Source organism: Pseudomonas sp. TMW22091 (assembly GCF_022496705.1).
GTDB classification, from domain to species: domain Bacteria; phylum Pseudomonadota; class Gammaproteobacteria; order Pseudomonadales; family Pseudomonadaceae; genus Aquipseudomonas; species Aquipseudomonas saxonica.
Genome location: NZ_SCFI01000001.1, coordinates 635892 through 660726, shown reverse-complemented (window position 1 = coordinate 660726; position 24835 = coordinate 635892). Strand labels below are relative to the sequence as shown.

Sequence of the window (24835 nt, the reverse complement as noted above, 5' to 3'; positions counted from 1 at the left end):
GTCGACTATGCACATTCATATTCTTGGTATTTGCGGCACTTTCATGGGCTCTCTGGCGGTGTTGGCCAAAGAACTGGGCCATCACGTTACCGGTTCCGACGCTAACGTCTATCCGCCAATGAGCACCCAGCTGCAAGCTCAAGGCATTGAATTAACGCAGGGCTACGACCCGGCCCAACTCGACCCCGCACCCGATGTGGTAGTGATTGGCAATGCCCTGTCACGCGGCAACCCGGCGGTGGAGTACGTACTGAACAAAGGCCTGCCCTATGTTTCAGGCCCACAATGGCTGGCCGACCATGTGTTGCAAGGTCGCTGGGTGCTGGCCGTCGCGGGCACCCACGGCAAAACCACCACCAGCAGCATGCTGGCGTGGGTGCTGGAGCATGCGGGCATGGCGCCGGGGTTCCTGATTGGCGGTGTGCCGCAGAACTTTGCCGTGTCGGCCCGCCTGGGTGATACCCCGTTCTTTGTCGTTGAAGCCGACGAGTACGACAGTGCGTTCTTCGACAAACGCTCAAAATTCGTTCACTACCGTCCACGCACCGCGATCCTGAATAACCTTGAGTTCGATCACGCAGATATCTTCCCCGATCTGCCGGCTATTGAGCGTCAATTCCATCACTTGGTGCGCACCATCCCGAGTGAAGGTCTGGTGATTCACCCGACCACCGAGCCCGCATTGCAGCGCGTGATCGAGATGGGTTGCTGGACGCCGGTACAAACCACAGGCGAAGGGGGGCAATGGCAAGCCCGCTTGCTCAGCGACGACGGCTCGCGGTTTGCCGTGCTGTTTGAAGGCGACGTTCAAGGCACGGTTGAGTGGGACATGACGGGTCAACATAACGTGGCGAATGCCTTGGCAACGCTGGCTGCGGCGCGTCATGTGGGGGTAGTCCCTAGCTTGGCAATCGCCGGTTTGAATGCATTCAAAAGCGTGAAACGGCGCATGGAGAAAGTCGCGCAAGTGCACGGCGTCACCATTTATGACGACTTTGCCCATCACCCCACAGCCATTGCCACGACCCTGGATGGCCTGCGCAAGCATATCGGTGATGCCCCGCTGATTGCAGTGATTGAGCCACGTTCCAATTCCATGAAATTGGGCGCGCACCGCGAAGGTTTGCCACACAGTGTCGTGCAAGCCGACCATGTGGTCTGGTACGCACCGGCCAACCTGGGCTGGGACCTTGCGGGCACTGTGGGTTGCAGCCCTGTGCCGACAAGGGTCTGCGATTCGCTGGAGGCCATCATTGCCGAGGTCAAATCGAAGGTCACGCCCGGTACTCATGTCGTGATCATGAGCAACGGCGGCTTTGGTGGCCTGCACGGTAAATTGGCGGACGCCCTGCGATGAGCGGCCCTGAGCGCATTACCCTGGCAGTCACCGGAGCCTCGGGCATGCAATACGCCTTGCGCCTGCTCGATTGTCTGGTGCGTGAAGACCGCGAGGTGCACTTCCTGATTTCCAAGGCCGCACAATTGGTGATGGCCACTGAAACCGATGTGCTATTGCCTCCCAAACCACAGGCCATGCAAACCTTTCTGACCGAGTACACCGGCGCGGCTGCCGGGCAGATTCGGGTGTACGGCAAGGAAGACTGGATGTCGCCGGTGGCCTCCGGCTCAGGCGCGCCTGCTGCGATGGTGGTCGTGCCGTGCTCCACCGGCACCTTGTCGGCGATTGCCACAGGCGCGTGCAACAATCTGGTTGAGCGAGCGGCCGATGTCACACTTAAAGAGCGACGGCAGTTGATTCTTGTGCCGCGTGAGGCGCCGTATTCCAGTATCCATCTGGAAAACATGCTCAAGCTGTCGAACATGGGGGCGGTGATACTACCGGCTTCACCGGGCTTTTATCACCAGCCGCAGACCATCGATGATCTGGTGGATTTTGTCGTGGCCAGGATTCTCAATCTGCTGAATATCCCGCAAGACATGCTCCCGCGCTGGGGTGAGCACCATGTCGGCGGCGATGAGTAAGGCGCTGCTGGCGTTGTTGATGACCTTGCATATCGGTGGTTGCGCCAGTGTTCGCACGCTGGACGCGGCCAAACCGGGCGCCCCGGTTGTGTATTCCGGCACACGGCTGGACATGTATGCGCTGCAAGGCGGGTGTTGTGCAAAAGAGCGCTTTGGCGCAGATGCGCCGCGCTATCCCGGCCTGGATCTGCCCGCCAGCGCGTTGCTTGATACGGTGCTGCTGCCGTTGTCAGTGCTGACGGTGCTGGGCGTCGGCTTTCAGGCAACCGGCGGGTTGTAATCGGTGCATCTTTTGTAGTCGCTGACGAGGTGCGAGGCTGCGATGGGCAGCGACTACGCGAGGTGGGGCGAGATTATTTGCCCAGGCGCCTCAGTTCATCGGACTCAATAACCCGCGTACCGTCTTGTTCCTCCAGGGCCAAGCGCCACAGTGCCCGTGCGAGGTGGCAAGCCTCGATCCCTTGGTACTTGCCCGGAATCAGCTTGGACAGCGGCCCGGCAATTTGCTCGGCCAGTCGCGGTTCAAGGCGATCGCCAATCAGTATCGAGGGGCGGGCAATGGTCAGTTGTGGCCAGCCTTGAGCACGCAGCGACTGCTCCATCTCGCCTTTGACCCGGTTGTAAAACACCGACGACTCCGGGTCGGCGCCAATGGCGCTGATCACCACCAGGTGCCGTGCGCCCATTTCCAGAGCGCGTTTGGCAAATGCCACCACCATGTCATGGTCAACCGCCCGGAAGGCTGCTTCAGAACCGGCTATTTTGATCGTGGTACCCAGGCAACAAAACGCCACATCGACTTTGCCGCTCAGTTGGGGCAGGAACACGGCGGGATCGCCCACAGGGTTTTCGAGGTGCGGATGGGGGGCCAACGGTTTGCGCGACGGGGCCAGCACACGGTTGATGGTGGGCTCGTTCAGCAAACGGTCAAGCAAGTGTTCGCCGGTAAGGCCGGACGCTCCCGCCAGCAGAATGTTGGAAGGTGTCAAATGCATGGTGTGTCTCCCTTGATGCATTCAGCTTAGTCAGCTCAGGGGGCTTTGCTTATTGCAGAGCCTGTTTTGCTTGTTGTTGACGTAAGCGTTGCCAGTGGGTCAGAACGCCTTTTGGCGCCCATATTTGGGGTTCAGAAGGCTCATAACCCTCAGCCTGTTCTCGTTCTGCGATGGATTGAGTGGCCAACTTGAAAGCTTTTTGCAGGTCGTCCGTCTGGTTTAGCGCCTGGGCAAACAGCGCATTGCCGAAATAGGTGAAGTCGGCTTCTTCCGAACAACCGAATGAAACATTACCAGCGCTGGATGCGGTCATGATCAGGGTCTTTTCATCTTTGAGGGCCGGAATAAACCCGCCCGAGTAGCAGGACGAAATGACGATGATCTTGTCGCGGTTTTTCAATGGCGCCAGTGCCGCTGCAAGTTCGTCAGCGGCCAGGTCTGCAAGTTCCATGCGCGGCTGTTCCAGCACCAATTGGTGCTCGGCGGTGCCGTGGCTGGTGAGGTAGATAAACACCAGATCTTCTGGGCCAGTGCGCTCAGCCAATGTTTTAGCCGCGCGGTAGAGATTTTCTCGGGTGGCCATTGGCCGGTCCAGGAGATGATCGCGATGGTTGATCAGGCTGATCTGGCCACGGCTGCCAAAGCGGCTGGCCAGCATGTTGTTCACGTACTCGGCTTCGCGCTTGAACACGCTTTGCTTGCCATCGCCGGCCAGCACCAGGCTGTACAGCTCGACGGCAGGGGTCGAGGGGGCAACGGCGTCCAGTGCTTGATTAAGCAAGGTGCCTTGATTGAGCAGCCCCAGCTCCAGCGGGTCGGGCAGCACGGCGCCTTTGGCATCGCGTACCCGCTGGCCGTTTACCCACTCGCCACTCAGTACGGTGCCATCACTCAAGGTCAGGGTGCCGTGGCCCTGATAGGTGTCGGCGGCAAACTCACCGACATAGGTGCTGCCATCGGGCATGCTCAGATGGCCGGGGCCGTTAAAACGCCATTCATTGAACTGGCCGCGATAGTGGGAACCGTCGATCCCGATGAGTTCGCCCTGACCGGTCAGGGCGCCATCCTTGAACTCACCGATCCATACATCGCCGTCGGCATTTTCATAGCGGCCTTTGCCATTCAACTGGTTGTCTTTGAAGGCACCTTCGTATTGGTCGCCCTCTGCGCTGTTAAAGATGCCATTGCCTTCAAGATCGCCATTCACGAACTGGCCGCTGAACTCATTGCCACTGGCATCACTGCGCTTGCCTTCGCCGTGGGGTTTGCCGTGGGCGAACTGGCCCTGGTACTGGCTACCGTCTTCGAGCTCAAGGTGGCCGATGCCCGAGAATTGGTCGTCCTTGAATTCACCGCGATAGGTCATTTCGCCCTGTTTGAGGGTGCCTTCGCCTTCGCGTCGGCCTTGCTTGAAACCGCCGACATAGGTGCTGTCGTGGGTGGTCAGACTGCCTTGGCCGCTATACAGACCCTGCTCGAAGCCGCCGCGATAGACGTCGCCATTGCTGGCGTGCCATTCGCCCTGGCCATGCCACAAGCCATTTTTGAATTCGCCGGCGTACCAACTGCCGTTCGGGTAATCGATGCGGCCCTGGCCTTGCAACAGCCCATTGACCACCTCGCCGCGATAACGTCCGCCATCAGGCAGGCGTGCGTCGGGGGGCAACAGCGACTCTCCCTCACCGCAGGCAGTCAGCAGCAATGTCAAAGCAAGGGGGGCAAGTGAGCGCATGGCAAGATCCGCAAAGTTAGGCCTGCGAGTATGCCGCAGCAACCCAAGCGGCTCTATAGGCCCGCATGAAACATGCGCACTTATTCGGGGAGCAGCCGATGCCGGGTCGAGAAGGGACGTGCTTATAATGCCGGGCCAAAAATAATAATCGCTGGAGAGGTGAAATGTTGTTACGGGGTTTGACTTGGCTGGTGCTGTTTCAATTACTCGGCACGGCCCTCAATCACTTGTTCGTCCCGGTATTGCCGGGGCCTATCATCGGCCTGTTACTGCTGTTGGTGTTCTTGATAGTGCGCGGTCAGGTGAGCGAGCCTTTAAGCCAGGCAGCCAGCGGTTTGTTGCGCTATCTGCCCTTGTTGCTGGTGCCGCCTGCTGTAGGGGTGATGGTCTATGCCGCTGACATCGCGGCCGATTTTTGGGCGATTGCCGGGGCGTTGGTGCTGTCATTGCTGATCTCAATGGCGTTTGTCGGGGTACTGATGCAGCGCTTGCTTAAAGGCCACGCTCATCCTGAGGAGCGGCCATGAACCTTCAATGGCACGACGCCTGGCAGTCGGTGATTCATCACCCCTTGTTTGGTATCGGTATTACCTTGGGTGCCTATCAATTGGTGCTTGCGACTTACGAAAAGACCCGCTGGATCTTCCTGCAGCCGGTGTTGGCTTCCATGATGCTGGTCATTGGCGTGTTGCTCAGTTGCGGTTTGAGTTATGTGGAGTACCGTAAAAGCACCGAGATTCTGAGCATTCTGCTAGGCCCGGCGACCGTGGCGCTGGCCGTGCCGCTTTACTTGAACCTGCGGCGGATTCGTCAGCTGTTCTGGCCCATCTTTACTACGCTGGTGATTGGAGGCGTAGTGGCGACAGCGTCAGTGGTGCTGCTGGGGCAGTGGTTCGGTGCCGAGCATATGATGTTGATGACATTGGCGCCCAAGTCAGTCACCTCTCCGATTGCCATGCTGGTTGCCGAGCAAATCGGTGGCGTTGCTGCGCTGGCTGCGGTATTTGTGCTCATTACTGGCGTGATCGGAGCCATTGCCGGCCCCGGTCTGTTACGACTTTTACGGGTTCACAGCCCGGAAGCGCGCGGCATGGCGCTGGGTATGACCGCGCATGCGGTGGGCACTTCGGTGGCCTTGCACGAAGGCGAAGAGTGCGGCGCATTTGCGGCGCTGGCGATGAGTTTGATGGGAGTGGCAACCGCCGTATTTTTGCCGTTGGCTGTCTCCCTTATAGCGTAGGAACAAAAATTATGAAGTTGCCGTTGTTTCCTTTGAATACGGTGTTGTTTCCGGGCTGCGTACTGGACTTGCAGATCTTCGAAGCGCGTTATCTGGACATGATTGCTCGCTGCATGAAGCAGGGCACGGGCTTTGGTGTGGTGTGCATTCTGGAAGGTGAAGAAGTTGGCGATGCGCCGCAAGGCATTGCCCGGGTCGGCTGTGAGGCGTTGGTCCGTGATTTTCAGCGTCAGGACAATGGCCTGCTGGGGATTCGGGTCGAAGGGGGGCGCCGTTTTGAGGTGCTGGACACCGAACTTCAGCGCGACCAGCTCATGGTGGCAGAGGTTGAGTGGCTGGATGAGAGCCCCGAGCAGCCTCTGTCCGAAGAAGACCAGGACTTGCTGGCGTTGCTCAAGGCGCTGGCCGAGCATCCTATGGTGGCTGCCTTGAACATGAACACGGAAGTGGCGGGGCAGCAATCGTTGGCCAATCAGTTGGCGTATCTATTGCCCTTTACCGAAGAGGACAAGCTGGAGCTGCTGCTGGTCAATGACCCGCAGCAGCGTCTGGACGGCATTCAGGTCCTGCTCGATGAAATGCAGGGCGAAATGCTCAATTGATGAGCGCCTTGCAGCACGTTAATAGGCGTAACGCAGCAGTTCTTTGGACAGGTGCCCCAGTATAAAAAAGCCGTAGAGCGCGGTCACTGACGGCAAGATCAGCCACCAGATTTTTTGCGGGACGGGCTCCAGCGGCATAAACCGCTGGCTCAGGGCCAATGCGAAGGCGTTGACGGTGATGGCCAGTAGCGCTCCGGCAGTGATGTCGGTCGGCCAGTGTGCACCTAGGTACACTCGGGACATCGCAATCGTGATCGCCATCAAGCATCCCAATAGCACCCAGGTCACGCGCATGCGTTGCGGCTGATTACGTCCTGCCAGAATGGCCAGCGCGACAAAAAATGCAAAGGCTCCCGAGCTGTGCCCGCTTGGCATGCTGTAACTGGTTAAGGGATCTATCAGCACTTCGGGGCGCACCCGCGCAAAGAAGAGCTTGGTGGCGGTGTTGGTCAGCGCGGTCACCAGTGTCACCCCACCAAAAAACCACATCGCTCTCCATTGCCGGGTGAACATCAAAATCACACATACCAGCGCGGCTGCTAGAAATTGCGTGCGGAAGTTACCGATTAGTGTCACCAGTACCGCAGCGGTGTCCATGGCGCTGCTTCGATGCTCTTGCACCAGCGCGTTGATGCCCTGATCGAACGCCGTCATGTACGGGTAGCCAATGAATACAGCCAGTAGCAAGGTCAGGCTTAATGCGCCAATCAGCAGCGTGGCTTTGGGTTGGCGGCGAATGCTGGCATTGATGCTTAGCCCCAGCAGTGCGCACAGGCCTACAGCAACGATGGCAGCTTGCGGCCAGAAGCCTTCGGGCAGTGGCAGGCGAATGGCCGCGCCGGTGGCCCAGCCCGGCAGCAGATAAGCCACGGACCACCCTGCGCCTGCCAGCAAGCTGACGCCGATAAAACGAGGGATGGGCATGTCACACATGCCGGCGACCATGGGCAGCATAGGCCGCAGCGGGCCAATAAAACGGCCCACCAACAGGCTGACGATGCCGTACTTATGGAAGTAGCTCTCGGCACCGTTCATCCACTCGGGGTGGGTGCGCAGCAGTGGCAAGCGCCGGATGTTCTGGTGGAAGCGTCTGCCCAGGAAGTAAGACACCGCATCGCCGAGCAAGCCGCCGAGGAAGCCCAATAGCAGGGTTTCGCCTAAAGACAGTGCCCCGCTGCCGGCCATGACGGCAATGGCGAATAGCAAGACCGTGCCGGGAACAATGATCCCGGCAATTGCCAGGCATTCCACGCACGCCACAATAAATACCGCCAGGCCCAGCCATTGTGGGTTCGCGGTGAGCCAGCCGGTGATGCTGTCGAGCCATGGGCCCATGTTCATGTCCTTATTTGTATTGGATCAAAAGCCCCTCACCCTAACCCTCTCCCAGAGGGAGAGGGGACTAAAGGCGAAAGCAAATATGTATTACGCCTCCGCTCAGCTCCCTCTCCCTGAGGGCGAAGGGACTAAAGGTGAAAGCAAATATGTGTTACGCCGCCGATCAGCCCACTCTCCCTGAGGGCGAAGGGACTAAAGGCGAAAGCAAATATGTATTACGCCTCCGCTCAGCTCCCTCTCCCTCCGGGAGAGGGTTGGGGTGAGGGCAGCGGTTCAACGACCAAATAATCGCGCCCTTCAACTTGCCCGCGGCGCAACGGATTACGCGTGCAGTACGCAGCGTAGTCAGCGTCAACAAAGCGGTACATCAGGTGTTCGTCTCGCCCGTGAGGGATACCTAGCCGTGTGGTCTGAATGATCTGCGCCGGTTTTGCTCCGACGTCATCGACCCATAAACGTTCTGGGTCGAAACATTTTGCATCCCATTCGCGGACTTTCAGCCCAAGTGCCTTGCACAGCAGTGTTTGCCCTGCACAGAGCTTTTGCGCGGGGCGCGGGTTGCCTTGGGCATCGGGATTGTTCAGTTGCATCCGGGCCAGGCTGGCCGGGCCGGACAGCTCATCCAGCCACGGATAAGCCGATTTGATCAGCACGGCATTACCCGGCCCGTGAGCGCTGAAGTTCAGCGAATCACCTCCGCGCGCGTAGTACATGTAGATGTGCCCGCCATCCATAAACAGTGCTTTGCGCTTTTCGGTGTAGCCCAGCGAGGCGTGGCTGCCTTTTTCAGCGCAGTAATAAGCCTCGGTTTCTATGATGCGGGCGCTGAGCCACAGGCCGTCGACCCGATGACGAATCACTTTGCCCAGCAGTTCGCGCGCCAGTAACTGGGCGTCACGGTCAAAAAATGAGTCCGGCAGCACGATGGGCATGTTCAGGGCGGTCAGTGAATGGCTGAAAAAGCGCAGATCATAGCAACTCATGCTTAATCCTTGCTGAACACGCTGAATTCGCAGCCCATTTCGACCATCCGCCAGCCACTGCTGTGATTGAGGCTACGCGACAGCTATAATCGGCCGCTTTCCTCCCTGCCAAGACCCTTGAGACCATGACTGAGTCCGTTCTTGACTACATGACCCGCTTGGGTCGCGCTGCTCGTGAAGCTTCCCGAGTGATTGGCCGTGCCAGTACCGGGCAAAAAAACCGTGCCTTGATGGCGGCGGCTGCCGCACTGGATGCCGCGCGACCCGAACTGACGGCTGCCAATGAGCTGGATCTGGCCGCTGGCCGGGCCAATGGTCTTGAGCCCGCCATGCTGGAGCGTCTGGCGCTGACCCCGGCGCGTATCGACGGCATGATCGTCGGTTTGCGCCAGGTGGCCAGTTTGCCGGACCCGGTAGGGGCCATTCGCGACATGAGTTACCGCCCTTCGGGGATTCAGGTCGGCAAAATGCGCGTGCCGCTGGGGGTGGTCGGTATCATTTATGAGTCGCGTCCGAACGTGACCATTGATGCCGCCAGTCTGTGCCTTAAATCAGGCAACGCGACGATTCTGCGCGGTGGCTCTGAGGCCATTCACTCCAACCGGGCGATTGCTGCCTGTATCCAGCGAGGTCTGGCCGAGGCCGGGCTGCCGCCGGCGGTGGTGCAAGTGGTTGAAGTTACCGACCGCGCTGCTGTTGGGGCGTTGATCACCATGCCCGAGTACGTGGATGTCATCGTGCCCCGTGGCGGTAAAGGCTTGATCGAGCGCGTCAGCCGTGACGCCAAGGTGCCGGTCATCAAGCATCTGGACGGCATTTGCCATGTGTACGTGAGTGCTCAGGCCGATCTGGTGAAGGCGCAGCGCATCGCGTTCAACGCCAAAACCTACCGTTATGGCATTTGCGGCGCGATGGAAACCTTGCTGGTGGACCAGTCAGTCGCGGCGCAGTTTTTGCCTGCAATGGCTGAGCAGTTCCGTGCTAAAGGTGTCGAATTGCGCGGTTGTGAGCGCACCCAGGCGCTTATTGACGTGAAACCCGCCACCGAAGAAGACTGGCACACCGAGTACCTGGACGCGATTTTGTCGATTCGCGTGGTCGATGGGCTGGATCAAGCGATTGAGCATATCAATCACTATGGTTCCCATCACACGGACTCGATTGTGACCGAGCATCAGGGCGACGCCCGGCGTTTTATGGCTGAAGTCGACTCCAGTTCGGTGATGCTCAACACGCCAACCTGCTTTGCCGATGGATTTGAATACGGATTGGGTGCCGAGATTGGCATTTCTACTGATAAGCTGCACGCCCGCGGTCCGGTAGGTCTCGAGGGTCTGACCTGCGAGAAGTACATTGTGGTCGGTGACGGCCAGTTACGCGGTCAGGAGCCAGTCTGACTTGGTCGACCTTATCCCGATAGCGGCAGAACCGGTCATCGAAGCGGCACCGTTGCGCATTGGTATGCTGGGCGGCACCTTCGACCCGGTGCACATCGGCCATTTGCGCGGTGCGCTTGAAGTGGCGGAAATGATGACGCTCGATGAGCTGCGTCTGATCCCCAATGCCAGGCCGCCCCATCGAGATACGCCAAGAGTGTCGGCGCTCGATCGTCTGGCGATGGTTGAGTGTGCGGTTGCCGGAGTGCCTACGCTGAAGGTAGACCCTCGGGAGCTGCATCGGGACACGCCGTCCTACACTATTGACACCCTGGAACTGATGCGGGCCGAGCTGGCTGCTGATGACCAGTTGTTTTTATTGCTGGGCTGGGACGCTTTTTGCGGCCTGCCCACGTGGCATCGCTGGGAAGAGTTGCTCCAGCATTGCCATATCCTGGTGCTACAGCGCCCGGATGCCGACAGCGAACCGCCGGATGCCTTGCGCAACCTGCTGGCAGCGCGCTCGGTAAGCGACCCGCTGGCCCTGAAAGGGTCGAGCGGACAGATTGCATTCGTCTGGCAGACACCGCTCGCGGTATCCGCCACCCAGATCCGTCAACTGCTGGCCAGCGGTAAGTCGGTACGTTACCTGGTGCCCGACGCGGTCCTGGCCTATATCGATGCGCACGGGCTTTACCGTGCGTCGAACTGAAAGGCGTGGTTCATAGCACGATCTAACGTGTAATGAACCCCCCGAACATACGAGCAAAACGAGTTTTATATGACTGACAAAGATGTAAGCAAAGTAAAGCGTAAAGGCACCTTCAAAAGCGCTCCACTGCCAGAAAAAACCTTCTCTGCCGAGCCTCTGAAAGGCGACGCGCTGGTCAAGGTTGCAGTCGCCGCGCTGGAAGACGTAAAGGGCCAGGACATTCAGATCATCGACGTACGTGACAAGCACAGCATCACTGACTTCATGATCATCGCCACCGGTACTTCGAACCGTCAGATCGGCGCGATGCTGGACAAGGTCCGTGAAGCCGTCAAAGCCTTGGGCATCAAGCCATTGGGTGAAGAAGGCAAGGGCGACAGCGATTGGGTACTGTTGGACATGGACGACGTGATCGTGCACATGATGACCGCCAGCGCCCGTCAGTTCTACGACCTGGAACGCCTGTGGGCCGGTGCTGCACAGAGCCGTGCTGAAAGCGCTGCTCACCACAGCCCGGAAAACACCCATGAGCATTTCGCCAAGCTCAACAAAGACCAAGAGTAAGGGTTCGTTGTGCGCCTGCGCCTGATTGCTGTCGGTTCGCGTATGCCCAAGTGGGTGGAAGAAGGCTGGCATGAATATGCCAAGCGTCTGCCATCCGAGCTGGCCCTTGAACTGGTGGAAATACCGCTCAATACCCGTGGCAAGAATGCTGACGTGGCCCGTTTTATCCGTCAGGAAGGCGAGGCCATGCTGGCCAAGGTCGGCCCGGGCGAGCGGATCGTCACCCTTGAGGTGCACGGTAAGCCCTGGAGCACTGAGCAGCTGGCGGTCGAGCTCGACCGCTGGCGCCTGGACTCGCGCACGGTGAACTTCATGGTGGGCGGCCCCGAAGGGCTGGCGCCGGAAGTCTGCGCCCGCGCCGATCAGCGCTGGTCGCTGTCGCCGCTGACGTTGCCGCACCCGTTAGTACGGATTCTGATTGGTGAGCAGTTGTATCGCGCCTGGACGGTGTTGTCCGGGCACCCTTATCACAAATAGTCAGCGTCCCGAATGTCTCAGCCGATTCGCCTAAAAGATCACGAGAAAGACGCCCGCCTTGTGCGCCGACGTGTCGTGGTCGGCGCATGCGTGGTGGTGGCACTGATTTGTGTGCTGATCGCACGTCTGTATTTTCTGCAAGTGGTGCAGTACGAGTATCACTCGACGCTGTCAGAAAATAACCGGGTGCACGTTCAGCCGATCCCACCGACACGGGGTCTGATCTTCGACCGCAATGGTGTGGTGATCGCGGACAACCGTCCCAGCTTCAGCCTGAGCATGACGCGCGAACGTTCCGGTGATTGGTCCCAAGTGCTCGACACCATCGTTCAGGTGCTGGAACTCACCCCGGATGACCGTGCTCTCTTCGAAAAGCGCATGAAGCAGGGGCGGCGGCCGTTTGAGCCGGTGCCCATTCTGTTTGAGCTCAATGAAGAGCAAATCGCCCGCATCGCTGTGAATCAGTTCCGCTTGCCCGGGGTTGAGGTGGTGGCGCAATTGGTTCGCCATTACCCGCAGGGCGCGCACTTTGCGCATTCTGTGGGCTATATGGGGCGAATCAACGAGAAAGAGCTTAAAACCCTCGATCCGGTGAATTACAGCGGCACCCATCACATCGGCAAAACCGGTATCGAGCGTTTTTACGAAGCCGAGTTGCATGGTCAGGTGGGTTACGAAGAAGTCGAAACCAATGCAAGGGGCCGGGTGTTGCGGGTGCTTAAACGCACCGATCCGATCCCGGGCAAAGACATCGTGCTTAGCCTTGATATCAAGCTGCAAGAGGCGGCCGAGGAAGCACTGGCAGGGCGCCGAGGCGCGGTGGTAGCACTGAACCCGATGACCGGTGAAGTGCTGGCGATGGTCAGCCAACCCAGTTTTGACCCCAATCTGTTTGTGACCGGCATCAGCTTCAAGGCGTATGCCGAGTTGCGCGATTCGATTGATCGACCACTGTTCAACCGCATTCTGCGTGGTCTGTACCCGCCGGGTTCGACCATCAAGCCAGCGGTGGCTATTGCCGGTCTGGACAGTGGCGTAATCACCGCCGGGTCACGGGTCTACGACCCCGGTTATTACCAGTTGCCCAATTATGATCACAAGTACCGTAACTGGAACCGCACAGGCGATGGTTATGTCGATCTGGACACGGCGATCATGCGTTCCAACGACACCTACTTCTATGACCTGGCGCACAAGCTGGGGATAGATCGTCTGTCCTCGTACATGAACCAATTCGGCATTGGTCAAAAAGTCTCCCTCGACATGTTCGAAGAGTCGGCAGGGCTGATGCCGTCCCGTGACTGGAAGCGTGCCACCCGACGCCAAGCCTGGTTCCCGGGCGAAACCCTGATTTTGGGGATTGGCCAGGGCTATATGCAGTCCACCCCGTTGCAACTGGCTCAGGCCACCGCGTTGATCGCCAGCAAGGGCAAATGGATACGTCCGCATCTGGCCAAAACCATTGAGGGTGTACCGCCGGTTGATCCGAACCCGATGCCCGATATTGTGCTGCGAGACCCGTCCAACTGGGCCAAGGTCAACCACGGCATGCAGCAGGTAGTGCATGGTGCCCGCGGTACGGCCCGGGTAGCGGGCGTGGGTGCGCAATATTTGATTGCGGGCAAGAGCGGTACGGCGCAGGTAGTGGCGATCAAGCAGGGTGAGAAATACGATCGCTCCAAAGTACAGGAGCGTCACCGCGACCACGCGTTGTTCGTTGGCTTTGCGCCAGCCAACAACCCGCAGATTGCCGTCTCGGTGATGATTGAAAACGGCGAAGCCGGCAGCCGGGTGGCATCGCCCGTTGTGCGCAAGGTTATGGATGCCTGGCTGCTGGACGCCGATGGCAAGCTCAAACCTGAGTACGCCGGTCCTTTGAAGACAGAGGTTACGGGCAATGATGAGTAATTTTGACCGCATCCTCTCCAGCGAGGATGTGATGCGTCGGCGTGCCACGCTGCTTCAGCGTTTGCACATTGATGGCCCTTTGCTGATTCTGCTCCTGACCCTGGCGGCAGGCAGTTTGTTCGTGCTGTATTCAGCCAGCGGCAAAAGCTGGGATTTGCTGGCCAAACAGGCAACCTCATTCGGTATCGGGCTGGTGTCGATGTTTATCATCGCCCAACTGGAGCCGCGTTTCATGGCGCGCTGGGTGCCCATCGGTTATCTGATGGGCGTATTGCTGCTGGTGGTGGTGGATGTCATGGGCCACAACGCCATGGGTGCGACGCGCTGGATTAACATTCCAGGGGTTATTCGCTTCCAGCCGTCGGAATTCATGAAGATTCTGATGCCGGCAACCATTGCCTGGTATTTGTCCAAACGCACGTTACCGCCGCAGCTCAAGCACGTTGCCGTGAGTTTATTGCTTATCGGCATTCCCTTTGGCCTGATCGTTCGCCAGCCAGACCTTGGCACCGCACTGCTGGTGCTGGCCGGCGGTGCATTCGTGCTGTTTATGGGGGGCTTGCGCTGGCGCTGGATTATCAGCGTGCTGGCTGCTGCCGTGCCCGTGGCCGTGGCCATGTGGTATTTCATCATGCACGACTACCAGAAACAGCGCGTATTGACCTTTCTCGACCCTGAAAGCGATCCGCTGGGCACTGGCTGGAACATTATTCAGTCCAAGGCTGCGATCGGTTCGGGCGGGGTGTTTGGCAAGGGTTGGCTACTGGGTACACAGTCGCATCTGGACTTTTTGCCTGAAAGCCACACTGACTTCATTATTGCGGTGATGGGTGAAGAGTTCGGTCTGGTCGGTATTTGCGCGCTGCTGCTGATCTACCTGTTGTTGATTGGTCGCGGCCTGGTGATCACCGCCCAGGCGCAGACCCTGTTTGGCAAATTGCTGGCAGGCAGCCTGACGATGACCTTTTTTGTGTATGTCTTCGTCAACATCGGTATGGTCAGTGGCTTGTTGCCGGTGGTGGGTGTGCCCTTGCCGTTTATCAGTTACGGCGGTACTTCGCTCGTGACGCTGCTGTCAGCGTTCGGGGTTTTGATGTCGATCCACACACATCGCAAATGGATCGCACAAGTTTGATTAAGGTGAATTATTCAATGCAAGTAATGCGCGGCTGGGCCGCTCGATTTGCGCCATGGATGGGCTTTGTTGGCCTGTTCGGGGCAGCGCAAAGCGCGGTAGCCGGCGACTATGAAGGCTCGCCCCAAGTGGCAGAGTTCGTCGGCGAAATGACCCGCGATTACGGCTTTGCCGGCGAGCAGCTGATGGCAGTGTTCCGTGAGGCGAATCGCAAGCAGAGCATCCTCGATGCCATTTCGCGCCCGGCAGAACGCGTCAAGCAATGGAAAGAGTACCGTCCTATCTTTATTTCCGACGCCCGCGTGGCCAGGGGTGTGGATTTCTGGCGTGAACATGAAGCTGTGCTGGCTCGCGCCGAGCAGGAATATGGGGTGCCTGCGCAAGTGATCGTGTCGATCATTGGTGTTGAAACCTTTTATGGCCGCAACACCGGTAATTACCGAGTGATTGATGCCCTGTCGACGTTGGGCTTTGACTATCCGCCGCGCGCCGAGTTTTTCCGCAAGGAATTGCGTGAGTTCCTGCTGCTGAGCCGTGAAGAGCAGGTCGACCCGTTGACCCTCAAGGGCTCATACGCCGGAGCCATGGGCTTGCCGCAATTCATGCCCAGCAGTTTTCGCGCCTACGCCGTGGATTTCGACAACGATGGCCACATCAATATCTGGAGCAATCCGGACGATGCCATTGGCAGTGTCGCCAGCTACTTCAAGCGTCATGGCTGGGTCGCCGGTGAGCCCGTCGTGGCCCGCGCTCAGGTGCAGGGTGATCGCGCAGACGAAGGTTTGACCCAGGGAATCGAGCCGATCAAAACCGTCGGGGAGTTGCGAGCGCTGGGCTGGTCGAGTCATGATGCGCTGCGTGACGAAATGCCCGTCACGGCGTTCCGTCTGGAAGGCGCCAATGGCCCTGAATACTGGATGGGCCTGAAGAACTTTTATGCCATCACGCGCTATAACCGTAGCGTGATGTACGCCATGGCAGTGCACCAACTGTCCGACCTGCTGGTTCAAGCCCGGGGCAACAAGTAATGCCGTTTTTAGCGATCCGCACACCTTTGAAACTCGTAGCCTGCGCATCGATTGCGCTGGTGGTGGTGAGCTGCTCCAGCAGCCGCCCTGGCACCCCGCAAAAGACTACCGTGGCCGTTGCTGCCAAACCGGGGCTGGACATCAACCGTGCGCACAAAGATGGCGCGCCGTGGTGGGACGTCGATGTTTCGCGTATCCCGGATGCCACCCCGACCCTGCACACCGGGGCCTACAAGGCCAACCCGTATACCGTGCTGGGCAAGACCTATTTCCCGATGCAAGAGTCCAAAACTTACGTGGCCTCGGGCACCGCGTCCTGGTACGGCACCAAGTTTCACGGTCAAAACACGGCCAATGGCGAGGTGTACGACCTGTACGGCATGAGTGCCGCACACAAAACCCTGCCACTGCCCAGCTATGTCAAAGTGACCAACCTGGACAACGGCAAAGCCGTGATTCTGCGGGTAAACGACCGTGGCCCGTTTTATTCGGACCGCATCATTGACCTGTCATACGCCGCCGCCAAGAAGCTGGGCTACGCCGAGACCGGGACTGCCCGGGTCAAGGTTGAAGGCATTGACCCGCAAGCCTGGTGGGCCCAACGTGGGCAGCCGGCGCCTTTGATGCTCAACGAGCCAAAAGTGGCCCAGTCCGCACCGGGGCCGACGGTCAATACCGGCAAGGTCGAGCAATGGACACCGCCCGCACAGCAGCACGCTACGGATGTGATTCCGTTACAGACCGCCCAGAAAGGGCAGGGCACCTACTTGCAAGTGGGTGCATTCGCCAATCCTGACGCGGCAGAGTTGCTTCGCTCCAAGCTCAGTGGCATGGTCAGCGCCCCGGTGTTCATAAGCTCGGTGGTGCGTAACCAGCAAACCTTGCACCGCGTTCGCATGGGGCCGATCGGTTCGGTCAATGAAGTGCAGCAGACACAAAACAGCGTGCGATTGGCCAACCTGGGCCAGCCGAGCGTTGTGACAGATCAGTAACACTGATTAAAGCGTCGGGCATTCATGCGTGAAGGCTCGACGCAGTTGGCAGGCTCTAAAATAAAAAGCCTTTAAACGGCTGACCTGCAACTGAACACGCGACAGCCTGTCAAACGGCTGCCACACCCGGTTTGCCCGTGAGGGTAAGTTTTATTAACAATTTCGAGAGACGGATGAACATCACCACCTTTGCCAAACGCCTGTGTCTGCTTGTCCCGCTGATCATCACGCCTGCTGCCTGGGCCGTCGAGATGATGCCTTCAGCACCCCAGCTTGCAGCCAAAGCCTACGTTTTGATGGATGCCAGCAGCGGTAACGTACTGGTTGAGAACAACGGCGACCAGCGCCTGCCACCGGCCAGCCTGACCAAGCTGATGACAGCCTATATAGCGACACTGGAAATCCGTCGCGGTCAGATCGGCGAAAACGACCCGGTAACGGTCAGCGAAAACGCTTGGCGTACCGGCGGTTCGCGGATGTTCATCAAGGTCGGCACTCAAGTGTCGGTCAGCGACCTGTTGCACGGCATCATCATCCAGTCGGGTAACGACGCCAGCGTTGCGCTGTCCGAGCACATCGCCGGCAGCGAAGACGCCTTCGCCGACATGATGAACAAAACCGCTGGCGAACTGGGCATGAGCAACAGCCACTTCATGAACCCGACCGGCCTGCCAAACCCAGAGCACTATTCGTCGGCACACGACATGGCGTTGCTGGCGCGGGCAATCATTCACGAAGACCCGACTCATTACGCGATCTACTCGCAGAAAGAGTTCTTCTGGAACGGTATCAAGCAGCCTAACCGCAACCTGTTGCTGTGGCGTGACAAGACCGTAGACGGTCTGAAAACGGGTCACACTGACGAAGCCGGTTACTGCATGGTGTCCTCGGCTGTTCGTGATGGCCAACGCCTGATTGCTGTGGTGTTCGGCACCAACAGCGAAGTGGCTCGTGCTGCCGAAACACAAAAGCTGCTGACCTACGGTTTCCGTTTCTTCGAAACCCAGACCTTCTACCAGAAGGGTGTTGAGCTGGCTCAGGCACCTGTCTGGAAAGGTACGACTAATCAGGTCAAAGCCGGTTTGGCAGAAGACTTGACCATGACCATGCCTAAAGGCCAATTGAAAAAACTGGCTGCCAGCATGACCATGAACCCGCAACTGATGGCACCAATTGCCAAAGGTGACGTGATCGGCAAGGTAGAAGTCAAACTGGACGACAAGGTTGTGCACAGTGCAGACCTGATCGCCCTTGAACCCGTTGAGGAAGGTGGTATTTTCCGACGCGTGTGGGATAGCATCCGTCTATTCTTCTATGGGCTGTTCAACTGATTACAGCCACCTGTATGACCTCGCGCTGACACGGCGCGGGGTTATCTCTGTAGTTCTCGGCTTACGAGGCCAATACGCCATGAGCGATACCGAAGTAAAGGCGCCAAAGATCGAATTCCCAGTGACTGATTATCCGGTTAAGGTCATCAGCGACACGGGTGTGGGCAACAAGGACAAAATCATCGAAATCATGCGAAAGCACGCGACGGTCAACGATGAGCGTGTGGACGAACGCCAGAGCACCAACGGCAAATACACCACGATCCAGTTGCACATTGTTGCGACTGATCAAGACCAGCTTTACAACATCAACAGCGAATTGCGTGCCACCGGCTTCGTGCACATGGTGCTGTGATGTCGCAGGTCTTGGGGTTTCGCGAGCTGGGCCTGGCTGACTATGAGCCGACCTGGCAAGCGATGCAGCGGTTCACCGACGAGCGCAAGCTCAAGCCGGACACGCAAGACGAAGTCTGGCTGGTGCAGCATCCGCCGGTGTTTACCCAAGGTCAGGCAGGCAAGGCCGAACACCTGTTGTTGCCGGGCGATATTCCGGTCGTCAAGTCGGACCGCGGTGGTCAGGTGACGTATCATGGCCCTGGCCAACTTGTGGCTTACCTGTTGCTGGATGTACGCCGTTTGGGCTTTGGTGTGCGAGAGCTGGTCAGCCGGATGGAAATTTGCCTGATTGACCTGCTCGCCAGCTATGGCGTGAGTGCGGCGGCCAAGGCTGATGCTCCGGGTGTGTACGTGGAGGGCGACAAGATTGCCTCCTTGGGCCTGCGGATTCGCAATGGCTGCTCTTTCCATGGTCTGGCCCTGAATGTGGACATGGACCTGGAACCGTTTCGACGGATTAACCCCTGTGGCTACGCGGGGCTGGCGATGACCCAGTTGCGTGACCGTGCAGGGCCGATTCAATTTGCCGAGGTCGTTGCGAGGCTGCGTGCGCAACTCGTCAAACACCTCGACTATGCTGAGCAGACGACCCTTACGGGCGGAATCGATTGATATGACTACTGCGCAAGACGCTGTTCAAACCCTGATCCCTACGCTGGATATCTCCGAACGTGTGGCCCGTGCGAACGAGGCCCGTTCCAAGGTTGAGACCGGCGTCAAATTGCGCGGTGCCGAGAAGGTTGCGCGTATCCCGGTAAAAATCATCCCGACGACAGAACTGCCGAAGAAGCCGGACTGGATTCGTGTGCGCATTCCGGTTTCGCCTGAGGTCGACCGTATCAAGGCCTTGCTGCGTAAGCACAAGCTGCACAGCGTGTGCGAAGAGGCCTCCTGCCCGAACCTGGGCGAGTGCTTCTCGGGCGGTACGGCGACGTTCATGATCATGGGTGACATCTGCACCCGTCGTTGCCCGTTCTGCGACGTGGGCCACGGTCGTCCCAAGCCTTTGGACGTCAACGAGCCAGAAAGCCTGGCGATTGCCATTGCTGACCTGGGCTTGAAGTACGTGGTGATCACCTCGGTGGACCGAGACGATCTGCGTGATGGCGGTGCTCAGCACTTTGCTGACTGCATTCGTGAAATTCGCAAACTGTCGCCGAACGTGCTGCTCGAAACGCTGGTGCCGGATTACCGCGGCCGTATGGATGTAGCGCTGGAAATCACCGCTGCCGAGCCACCTGACGTATTCAACCACAACCTCGAAACCGTTCCGCGTCTGTACAAGGCTGCGCGTCCGGGTTCCGACTACCAGTGGTCGCTGACGTTGTTGCAGCGCTTCAAGCAAATGATGCCGCATATCCCGACCAAATCCGGCTTGATGCTGGGCCTGGGCGAGACAGACGAAGAAGTCATTGAAGTGATGAAGCGCATGCGTGAACACGACATCGACATGCTGACACTGGGTCAATACCTGCAACCGTCGCGCAGCCACTTGCCGGTTCAACGTTTTGTGCACCCGGACACCTTTGCCTGGTTTGCCGAAGAAGGCTACAAAATGGGCTTCAAAAACGTAGCGTCGGGCCCGCTGGTACGTTCTTCTTACCACGCCGATGAGCAGGCCAAACTGGTCAAAAACATGCTGGTAGGTGCCTGATACGATGAACAGCCGGCTTACCGCGCCCGTGACGTACAAGGTTCACAGCGCGGTACCCGCGCTTCCCGCTGGCGGGGTGATCGGCCTGATTGCCCCGGCAGGTCCCGCTGAACTTGATCTTGAACGCGCCACCCAATGGGTGAACGCCCACGGCTACTCGCTGCGGGTGTTTGACGGTGTGTGGGAGAAAGACGGCTATCTGGCCGGTTCAGACGCCGTGCGTTTGCGTGATCTGCACGCGGCCTTTGCCGACGACAGCATTGATGCCATCTTTTGCCTGCGCGGCGGCTACGGCAGTCCTCGCTTGCTGGACGGTATCGATTTTGAGCTTCTACGCCGCCATCCCAAGCCTTTTGTGGGCTACAGCGACATCACCGCACTGCATCTGGCGATCACCCGTTACGCAGGCTTTGTGACCTTTCACGGGGCAATGCTGAATGCGGATCTGTTGGGTGGTAAACAAGAGCCGACTCAATCTTCACTGCTGCGTATGCTCACGGGGCAGCAAGGTGCAGTGTTGGAGCACCCTTGCGCGTATCCGCTGACTACCCTGGCACCGGGTTCGGCCAGTGGCCGACTGCTGGGCGGCAATCTGTCGATGATATGTGCCGCTATGGGCACGGCATTTGAGCTGGATTCGGACGACATCATCCTGTTTATCGAAGATGTGAACGAGCCGCTGTACCGGGTTGATCGGTTGCTCACGCAGTTACGATTGGCCGGCAAACTCGAACGGGTTCGTGGGGTATTGGTTGGGGATGTTGCCGGGGTTGATGGGTTGGCGCTGGAGCGTTTGCTCACACAGGAATTGGGGCCGTTGGGCGTTCCGATTTTGTCTGGCTGGCGCAGCGGGCACTGTGATCCCAACCTGACGTTGCCGATGGGTGCTCTGGTGCGCCTGGATGCGGATGAACAGCAACTGATGCTTGAGCAGGCGGTGGTTGATACCGCCAGAATCAAAAGCCCCTCTCCCTAACCCTCTCCCAGAGGGAGAGGGGACTAAAAGCAAAAGCAAAAGCAAATTTGCGCGACGCCACCCATCGAGCTCCCTCTCCCTTTGGGAGAGGGCTGGGGTGAGGGTGCTTACTGACTGCGCAAACTTTCCAGCAGCTTATGTGACGGATAACCGTCTGCCGGCCACCCTAATGCCTGCTGCGCACTGCGAATCGCTTTACGGGTATTGGCGCCGATTATGCCGTCCGGGTTGCCGGCATCGTAGTTGCGTTGGTTCAGCAGGGTTTGCAACTCAACGCGTTCAGTACGACTTAGCGGGCGATCATCTTTGGGCCAGTCGCCCAAAATAGTACCACCACCCCCAAAACGCTCAGACAACAAACCTACCGCCAGTGCGTAGGACGATGAATTGTTGTATCGAAGGATGGCGCGGAAGTTATCCAGCACCAAAAACGCTGGCCCCCGGTAACCGGCCGGCAGCAGTAAGGTGGCCGTCAGCGCTTCAGTTCCATCAGGTAGAGTTTTGCCTGCAGGCAGTGTTACGCCCAGTTTCTGCCATTCACTGACACTTTTACGCACGGCACCATCGGCCAGAACATAGTCAAAGCCTTCAGGCAATGTGACTTCAAAGCCCCACGGCTGTCCTTGCTTCCAGCCAGAACTCTGCAAGTAGTGAGCAGTGGAGGCCAGAGCGTCTGCCGAGCTGTTCCAGATATCCCGGCGGCCATCACCATCAAAATCCACGGCGTGGGTTTCATAGGTCGTGGGTATGAATTGGGTCTGGCCCATCGCGCCGGCCCAGGAACCGCGCATTTTCTCGGGCGTTACGTCGCCTTCCTGAATGATCTTCAGCGCTGCAATCAATTGGCTCTGCGCGAACTCCGGACGACGACCTTCATAAGCCAGCGTCGCCAAAGAGCGGATGACCGAATTGTTGCCCTGGAAGGTCCCGAAGTTGCTTTCCATGCCCCAGACCGAGACCAGCGCCTGACGGTCAACGCCATAACGTTGCTCGATTCGGGTCAGCAGCTCAGCGTTTTCTTCCAGCAAGCGTTTGCCATTTCGTACACGTAAAGGCGAAAGGGCGCCGTCTAGGTATTCCCAGACTGGGCGGCTGAACTCGGGCTGGCTGCGGTCAGCCTTGATCACGCTCATGTCGGGGGTAATGCCGGCAAAGGCGCTGTCGAATACCTGCGGGGTGATACCAGCGTTAAGCGCCTGTACGCGGAACTTGGCTTGCCACTCGCTAAAGCTCTGCTCGGGCGTAATGACAGGCATGTCTGTGTTGGGTGTACCTGTGGTAACCACTGGTGCGGCAGGCGTTACAGGCAACGGTTGAGCATCGGCCGCGGTCGGTTTTTCGGCGCAGGCGACTAAAAGAATGGCGCTGAATGATGCAATCAGTTGGCGCATCGGCCAACCACGTTTATGGCTTAAGGGCATGCTCAGGTCCAGGTAATGCAAATCAGGTACAGACCTTATCATTCCCGCTGTCAGGCAGCCAGAAAGTAAAAAGCCTCCCGGTCTCTCGACTGGAAGGCTTCGCGGCGATAGCTGCCTTTGCCTTTGGCGGGGCGTTCCTGGCGGCTGCGGAACAAGGGCTGTGCGACGATGGATTTGGCCTTGTTGGGGCGTTTGCTCATGGCAGTGACTCTCGCATGGTTTGAACAAGCGCAAATCATCGGCCAGTTTTTTTGGGTTGTCCAGTGTCAGGTTAGGCGCGGCTTAAGGTCACTCTGCTGGCAGGTTCAGGCGTTGCCCACACATTAATAAGGTCAATCGGCTCAGACTGCTCCAGGCGGAACCCGCCGCCTGCCCTTTGATTTGGGCATCAATACGCTGTGCATCCATTAGCAATTGGGCCCAGCGCTGCGCCGAATAGCGCTGCAAGGCTTTGCTCATCAACGGTTTGCGCTTGTCCCATACCGGCGGTCTGGCCTGGCTGAACGCTTTGTCCAGCGGGATGCCCTGACTGTATTGCAGTGCAATATTGGCCAGTACCCGTAGTTCTCGTGCCAGCGCCCACAAGATGACCGGCGGTTCGACCCCTTCACCTCGCAGGCCTTCGAGCATACGCAGAGCGTGCGCGGCCTCACCGTTGAGCACCGCATCGACCAGGCCGAACACATCAAAGCGCGCACTGTCGGCCACCGCCGCTTGCACGGTTTCAACCGTGATCTGGCCTTCTTCGGCCATCAGTTTGAGCTTTTCGACTTCTTGTGCGGCGGCCAGCAAATTGCCTTCAACCCGGGCAGCAATCAACTCGACGGCATCATGGCTGGCTGTCAGGCCGGCCTGTGACAAGCGCTGGCGAATCCATTGCGGCAACTGGTTGGCGTCCACTGGCCAGATCTGAATGAACTGGGTATGTGAGCCTTCAACCAGTGCTTTGCCCCATTTGGTTTTTTGGGCGCTGCCGTCAAGCTTGGGGAGGCTGATCAACAGCAGGGTGTCTTCGGCCGGACGCGAGCAATACTCGATCAGTGCCGCAGCACCTTTGTCACCAGGCTTGCCCGACGGCAGGCGCAGTTCCAGCAGGCGTTTTTCGGCAAACAGCGACATGCTCGCGCCAGCTTGCAACAGTGAACCCCAGTCAAAACTGGCGTCGGCACTGAATACCTGGCGTTCATCGAAACCCTGTTGGCGGGCAGCGCTGCGTATGGCATCTGCAGCTTCCTGGCAGAGCAACGGATCATCACCGCTGACGATGTAAACCGGAGCAAGGCTGCCTTGCAGATGTTTGGCAAGTTGGGCGGGGGCGAGTTTCATAGGGGCTTGATAGATGACGGGGCGCTTGCGCGCCCCGTATGCCTTACTGGTCTTGCAGTTCGAGTGGCGACTGCTGAGGGGTTTCTTCTTGAGCCTTGCGGGCCGCTTCAATAGCGGCAGCTTCGGCTTGAGCCCGTTCATCAGCCAGTTTTTGCAGTTCGGCCAGTTTCTCAGGCGTCAGCTGTTCAAGGCGCAGCACCATCTGCTGTACGACTTCGCGACGCATTTCCTGCTTGGCCATGGCCGCTTCTTGATCAGAACCTGTGATGTTGCTGGTGTCCTGCAAGTACATTTTATGAACTTCGATTTTGTTGCTGAGCAAAGGCAGGTGGTTCTGGCCTTCGATCTCGTAGTTCAAGACGTTGGTCAATTGATACTCAACTGTGCCGCCGACGCCTGTGTAAGTGGCCGCGCGCTGGGATTCCTGCTCGCTGGTCAGTACCAGTTTGTAAGGTGCGCTGGCGGTGATTTTGACGCCGCTATTTTCCAATACCTGACGCAGTTGGCGAACGGTATCGCCGTAGGCATTGCGCGCAGTCACATCAAGCTCGGTGATGCTCAGTTGATTGGTGCCGGTACCGCGCAGCTGAAAGCCGCAGGCGCTCAACAGAACAGCGAGACCCATCACCAGCAAATTGCGTTTGATCATGTGTAGCTCCCCTTGAA

At 58.4% G+C, this 24835-nt stretch carries 27 protein-coding genes; 19 read left to right on the top strand and 8 right to left on the bottom strand.

Annotated features, from left to right (window positions below):
* The first annotated feature begins 7 nt into the window (after positions 1-7).
* Genes mpl through EQV93_RS03045 form a run of 3 tightly spaced genes read left to right on the top strand, consistent with a single transcriptional unit; the run spans position 8 to position 2263 of the window.
* The gene (gene mpl / locus EQV93_RS03055; RefSeq protein WP_240890843.1) at positions 8-1357 is read left to right on the top strand and encodes a UDP-N-acetylmuramate:L-alanyl-gamma-D-glutamyl-meso-diaminopimelate ligase; all 1350 of its coding nucleotides are present in this window, start codon (positions 8-10) and stop codon (positions 1355-1357) included.
* Entirely contained in the window at positions 1354-1983 is a 630-nt protein-coding gene (gene ubiX / locus EQV93_RS03050; RefSeq protein ID WP_122783240.1) for a flavin prenyltransferase UbiX, read from the top strand. Before mpl ends, ubiX begins: the two co-directional genes overlap by 4 nt.
* Positions 1976-2263, top strand: a complete 288-nt coding sequence (locus EQV93_RS03045; RefSeq protein WP_240890896.1) for a YceK/YidQ family lipoprotein — start codon at positions 1976-1978, stop codon at positions 2261-2263. The genes ubiX and EQV93_RS03045 overlap by 8 nt, the downstream gene beginning before the upstream one ends.
* A gap of 73 nt (positions 2264-2336) precedes the next feature.
* Here EQV93_RS03045 and EQV93_RS03040 read toward each other — a convergent pair whose 3' ends face one another.
* Both EQV93_RS03040 and EQV93_RS03035 read right to left on the bottom strand, forming a co-directional pair.
* Positions 2337-2978 carry an oxidoreductase gene (locus EQV93_RS03040; protein WP_146384439.1) on the bottom strand — a complete coding sequence of 214 codons (642 nt, stop codon included), beginning with the start codon at positions 2976-2978 and terminating at the stop codon, positions 2337-2339.
* Between the two features lie 49 nt (positions 2979-3027).
* Positions 3028-4710 (bottom strand): C13 family peptidase, encoded by a 1683-nt coding sequence (locus tag EQV93_RS03035; RefSeq protein WP_240890842.1) that lies wholly within the window; start codon positions 4708-4710, stop codon positions 3028-3030.
* Between the two features lie 164 nt (positions 4711-4874).
* On the opposite strand from EQV93_RS03035, the gene EQV93_RS03030 reads away from it, so the two are divergent.
* From EQV93_RS03030 to EQV93_RS03020, 3 genes are read left to right on the top strand one after another with little or no spacing between them, the layout of a single operon-like run.
* The gene (locus EQV93_RS03030; protein ID WP_122783236.1) at positions 4875-5237 is read left to right on the top strand and encodes a CidA/LrgA family protein; all 363 of its coding nucleotides are present in this window, start codon (positions 4875-4877) and stop codon (positions 5235-5237) included.
* A complete protein-coding gene (locus EQV93_RS03025; protein ID WP_122783235.1) occupies positions 5234-5950 on the top strand; it encodes an LrgB family protein in 717 nt (238 codons plus the stop codon). The genes EQV93_RS03030 and EQV93_RS03025 overlap by 4 nt, the downstream gene beginning before the upstream one ends.
* A gap of 11 nt (positions 5951-5961) precedes the next feature.
* Complete coding sequence (locus EQV93_RS03020; protein ID WP_122783234.1) at positions 5962-6552, top strand: LON peptidase substrate-binding domain-containing protein; 591 nt, start codon at positions 5962-5964, stop codon at positions 6550-6552.
* A gap of 18 nt (positions 6553-6570) precedes the next feature.
* Here EQV93_RS03020 and EQV93_RS03015 read toward each other — a convergent pair whose 3' ends face one another.
* Positions 6571-7887, bottom strand: coding sequence for a bifunctional DedA family/phosphatase PAP2 family protein (locus EQV93_RS03015; protein ID WP_122783233.1), 1317 nt, complete (start codon positions 7885-7887; stop codon positions 6571-6573).
* Between the two features lie 230 nt (positions 7888-8117).
* Positions 8118-8822 carry a DNA-3-methyladenine glycosylase gene (locus tag EQV93_RS03010; protein WP_122783246.1) on the bottom strand — a complete coding sequence of 235 codons (705 nt, stop codon included), beginning with the start codon at positions 8820-8822 and terminating at the stop codon, positions 8118-8120.
* A gap of 176 nt (positions 8823-8998) precedes the next feature.
* Here EQV93_RS03010 and EQV93_RS03005 point away from each other — a divergent pair, with 176 nt between their 5' ends.
* The 13 genes from EQV93_RS03005 (at position 8999) to EQV93_RS02945 (ending at position 21422) form a co-directional block, all read left to right on the top strand.
* Positions 8999-10270: a glutamate-5-semialdehyde dehydrogenase gene (locus EQV93_RS03005; RefSeq protein WP_122783232.1), complete on the top strand. Its 1272-nt coding sequence runs from the start codon at positions 8999-9001 to the stop codon at positions 10268-10270.
* 64 nt (positions 10271-10334) lie between these two features.
* A complete protein-coding gene (nadD, locus tag EQV93_RS03000; RefSeq protein WP_167654250.1) occupies positions 10335-10961 on the top strand; it encodes a nicotinate-nucleotide adenylyltransferase in 627 nt (208 codons plus the stop codon).
* A gap of 69 nt (positions 10962-11030) precedes the next feature.
* Positions 11031-11525: a ribosome silencing factor gene (rsfS, locus tag EQV93_RS02995; protein ID WP_122783230.1), complete on the top strand. Its 495-nt coding sequence runs from the start codon at positions 11031-11033 to the stop codon at positions 11523-11525.
* Positions 11526-11534: 9 nt separating this feature from the next.
* Positions 11535-12002 carry a 23S rRNA (pseudouridine(1915)-N(3))-methyltransferase RlmH gene (rlmH, locus tag EQV93_RS02990; protein ID WP_003444191.1) on the top strand — a complete coding sequence of 156 codons (468 nt, stop codon included), beginning with the start codon at positions 11535-11537 and terminating at the stop codon, positions 12000-12002.
* Between the two features lie 12 nt (positions 12003-12014).
* Positions 12015-13910, top strand: coding sequence for a penicillin-binding protein 2 (gene mrdA, locus EQV93_RS02985; protein ID WP_122783229.1), 1896 nt, complete (start codon positions 12015-12017; stop codon positions 13908-13910).
* 31 nt (positions 13911-13941) lie between these two features.
* Positions 13942-15045 (top strand): rod shape-determining protein RodA, encoded by a 1104-nt coding sequence (gene rodA / locus EQV93_RS02980; protein ID WP_167654249.1) that lies wholly within the window; start codon positions 13942-13944, stop codon positions 15043-15045.
* A gap of 17 nt (positions 15046-15062) precedes the next feature.
* Positions 15063-16073, top strand: a complete 1011-nt coding sequence (mltB, locus tag EQV93_RS02975; RefSeq protein WP_122783227.1) for a lytic murein transglycosylase B — start codon at positions 15063-15065, stop codon at positions 16071-16073.
* The gene (locus tag EQV93_RS02970) at positions 16073-17065 is read left to right on the top strand and encodes a septal ring lytic transglycosylase RlpA family protein (protein ID WP_240890841.1); all 993 of its coding nucleotides are present in this window, start codon (positions 16073-16075) and stop codon (positions 17063-17065) included. Before mltB ends, EQV93_RS02970 begins: the two co-directional genes overlap by 1 nt.
* A 173-nt stretch (positions 17066-17238) precedes the next feature.
* On the top strand, positions 17239-18396 hold the full coding sequence (locus EQV93_RS02965) for a D-alanyl-D-alanine carboxypeptidase family protein (protein WP_122783225.1): 1158 nt from the start codon (positions 17239-17241) through the stop codon (positions 18394-18396).
* A gap of 79 nt (positions 18397-18475) precedes the next feature.
* Complete coding sequence (locus EQV93_RS02960; protein WP_122783224.1) at positions 18476-18751, top strand: DUF493 domain-containing protein; 276 nt, start codon at positions 18476-18478, stop codon at positions 18749-18751.
* Positions 18751-19404 (top strand): lipoyl(octanoyl) transferase LipB, encoded by a 654-nt coding sequence (gene lipB, locus EQV93_RS02955; protein WP_122783223.1) that lies wholly within the window; start codon positions 18751-18753, stop codon positions 19402-19404. The genes EQV93_RS02960 and lipB overlap by 1 nt, the downstream gene beginning before the upstream one ends.
* Before the next feature lies 1 nt (position 19405).
* Positions 19406-20446, top strand: coding sequence for a lipoyl synthase (gene lipA / locus EQV93_RS02950; RefSeq protein ID WP_122783222.1), 1041 nt, complete (start codon positions 19406-19408; stop codon positions 20444-20446).
* 4 nt (positions 20447-20450) lie between these two features.
* On the top strand, positions 20451-21422 hold the full coding sequence (locus tag EQV93_RS02945; protein ID WP_240890840.1) for a S66 peptidase family protein: 972 nt from the start codon (positions 20451-20453) through the stop codon (positions 21420-21422).
* 107 nt (positions 21423-21529) lie between these two features.
* Here the strand turns inward: EQV93_RS02945 and EQV93_RS02940 are convergent, their stop codons facing one another.
* From EQV93_RS02940 to EQV93_RS02925, 4 genes are all read right to left on the bottom strand, one after another.
* Positions 21530-22843, bottom strand: coding sequence for a lytic murein transglycosylase (locus EQV93_RS02940; RefSeq protein ID WP_240890839.1), 1314 nt, complete (start codon positions 22841-22843; stop codon positions 21530-21532).
* 50 nt (positions 22844-22893) lie between these two features.
* Positions 22894-23043, bottom strand: a complete 150-nt coding sequence (gene arfA / locus EQV93_RS02935; protein ID WP_003444166.1) for an alternative ribosome rescue factor ArfA — start codon at positions 23041-23043, stop codon at positions 22894-22896.
* 88 nt (positions 23044-23131) lie between these two features.
* Positions 23132-24169, bottom strand: a complete 1038-nt coding sequence (gene holA / locus EQV93_RS02930; protein WP_122783220.1) for a DNA polymerase III subunit delta — start codon at positions 24167-24169, stop codon at positions 23132-23134.
* 43 nt (positions 24170-24212) lie between these two features.
* Positions 24213-24818 (bottom strand): LPS-assembly lipoprotein LptE, encoded by a 606-nt coding sequence (locus EQV93_RS02925; protein WP_146384425.1) that lies wholly within the window; start codon positions 24816-24818, stop codon positions 24213-24215.
* Positions 24819-24835: the final 17 nt, after the last annotated feature.

Bases quoted from the DNA above. Each gene is read 5' to 3' on its own strand.
- mpl (WP_240890843.1), top strand. From the start codon at position 8: ATGCACATTCATATTCTTGGTATTTGCGGCACTTTCATGGGCTCTCTG.
- ubiX (WP_122783240.1), top strand. From the start codon at position 1,354: ATGAGCGGCCCTGAGCGCATTACCCTGGCAGTCACCGGAGCCTCGGGC.
- EQV93_RS03045 (WP_240890896.1), top strand. From the start codon at position 1,976: ATGAGTAAGGCGCTGCTGGCGTTGTTGATGACCTTGCATATCGGTGGT.
- EQV93_RS03040 (WP_146384439.1), bottom strand. From the start codon at position 2,978: ATGCATTTGACACCTTCCAACATTCTGCTGGCGGGAGCGTCCGGCCTT.
- EQV93_RS03035 (WP_240890842.1), bottom strand. From the start codon at position 4,710: ATGCGCTCACTTGCCCCCCTTGCTTTGACATTGCTGCTGACTGCCTGC.
- EQV93_RS03030 (WP_122783236.1), top strand. From the start codon at position 4,875: ATGTTGTTACGGGGTTTGACTTGGCTGGTGCTGTTTCAATTACTCGGC.
- EQV93_RS03025 (WP_122783235.1), top strand. From the start codon at position 5,234: ATGAACCTTCAATGGCACGACGCCTGGCAGTCGGTGATTCATCACCCC.
- EQV93_RS03020 (WP_122783234.1), top strand. From the start codon at position 5,962: ATGAAGTTGCCGTTGTTTCCTTTGAATACGGTGTTGTTTCCGGGCTGC.
- EQV93_RS03015 (WP_122783233.1), bottom strand. From the start codon at position 7,887: ATGGGCCCATGGCTCGACAGCATCACCGGCTGGCTCACCGCGAACCCA.
- EQV93_RS03010 (WP_122783246.1), bottom strand. From the start codon at position 8,822: ATGCCCATCGTGCTGCCGGACTCATTTTTTGACCGTGACGCCCAGTTA.
- EQV93_RS03005 (WP_122783232.1), top strand. From the start codon at position 8,999: ATGACTGAGTCCGTTCTTGACTACATGACCCGCTTGGGTCGCGCTGCT.
- nadD (WP_167654250.1), top strand. From the start codon at position 10,335: ATGCTGGGCGGCACCTTCGACCCGGTGCACATCGGCCATTTGCGCGGT.
- rsfS (WP_122783230.1), top strand. From the start codon at position 11,031: ATGACTGACAAAGATGTAAGCAAAGTAAAGCGTAAAGGCACCTTCAAA.
- mrdA (WP_122783229.1), top strand. From the start codon at position 12,015: ATGTCTCAGCCGATTCGCCTAAAAGATCACGAGAAAGACGCCCGCCTT.
- rodA (WP_167654249.1), top strand. From the start codon at position 13,942: ATGCGTCGGCGTGCCACGCTGCTTCAGCGTTTGCACATTGATGGCCCT.
- mltB (WP_122783227.1), top strand. From the start codon at position 15,063: ATGCAAGTAATGCGCGGCTGGGCCGCTCGATTTGCGCCATGGATGGGC.
- EQV93_RS02970 (WP_240890841.1), top strand. From the start codon at position 16,073: ATGCCGTTTTTAGCGATCCGCACACCTTTGAAACTCGTAGCCTGCGCA.
- EQV93_RS02965 (WP_122783225.1), top strand. From the start codon at position 17,239: ATGAACATCACCACCTTTGCCAAACGCCTGTGTCTGCTTGTCCCGCTG.
- EQV93_RS02960 (WP_122783224.1), top strand. From the start codon at position 18,476: ATGAGCGATACCGAAGTAAAGGCGCCAAAGATCGAATTCCCAGTGACT.
- lipB (WP_122783223.1), top strand. From the start codon at position 18,751: ATGTCGCAGGTCTTGGGGTTTCGCGAGCTGGGCCTGGCTGACTATGAG.
- lipA (WP_122783222.1), top strand. From the start codon at position 19,406: ATGACTACTGCGCAAGACGCTGTTCAAACCCTGATCCCTACGCTGGAT.
- EQV93_RS02945 (WP_240890840.1), top strand. From the start codon at position 20,451: ATGAACAGCCGGCTTACCGCGCCCGTGACGTACAAGGTTCACAGCGCG.
- EQV93_RS02940 (WP_240890839.1), bottom strand. From the start codon at position 22,843: ATGCCCTTAAGCCATAAACGTGGTTGGCCGATGCGCCAACTGATTGCA.
- arfA (WP_003444166.1), bottom strand. From the start codon at position 23,043: ATGAGCAAACGCCCCAACAAGGCCAAATCCATCGTCGCACAGCCCTTG.
- holA (WP_122783220.1), bottom strand. From the start codon at position 24,169: ATGAAACTCGCCCCCGCCCAACTTGCCAAACATCTGCAAGGCAGCCTT.
- EQV93_RS02925 (WP_146384425.1), bottom strand. From the start codon at position 24,818: ATGATCAAACGCAATTTGCTGGTGATGGGTCTCGCTGTTCTGTTGAGC.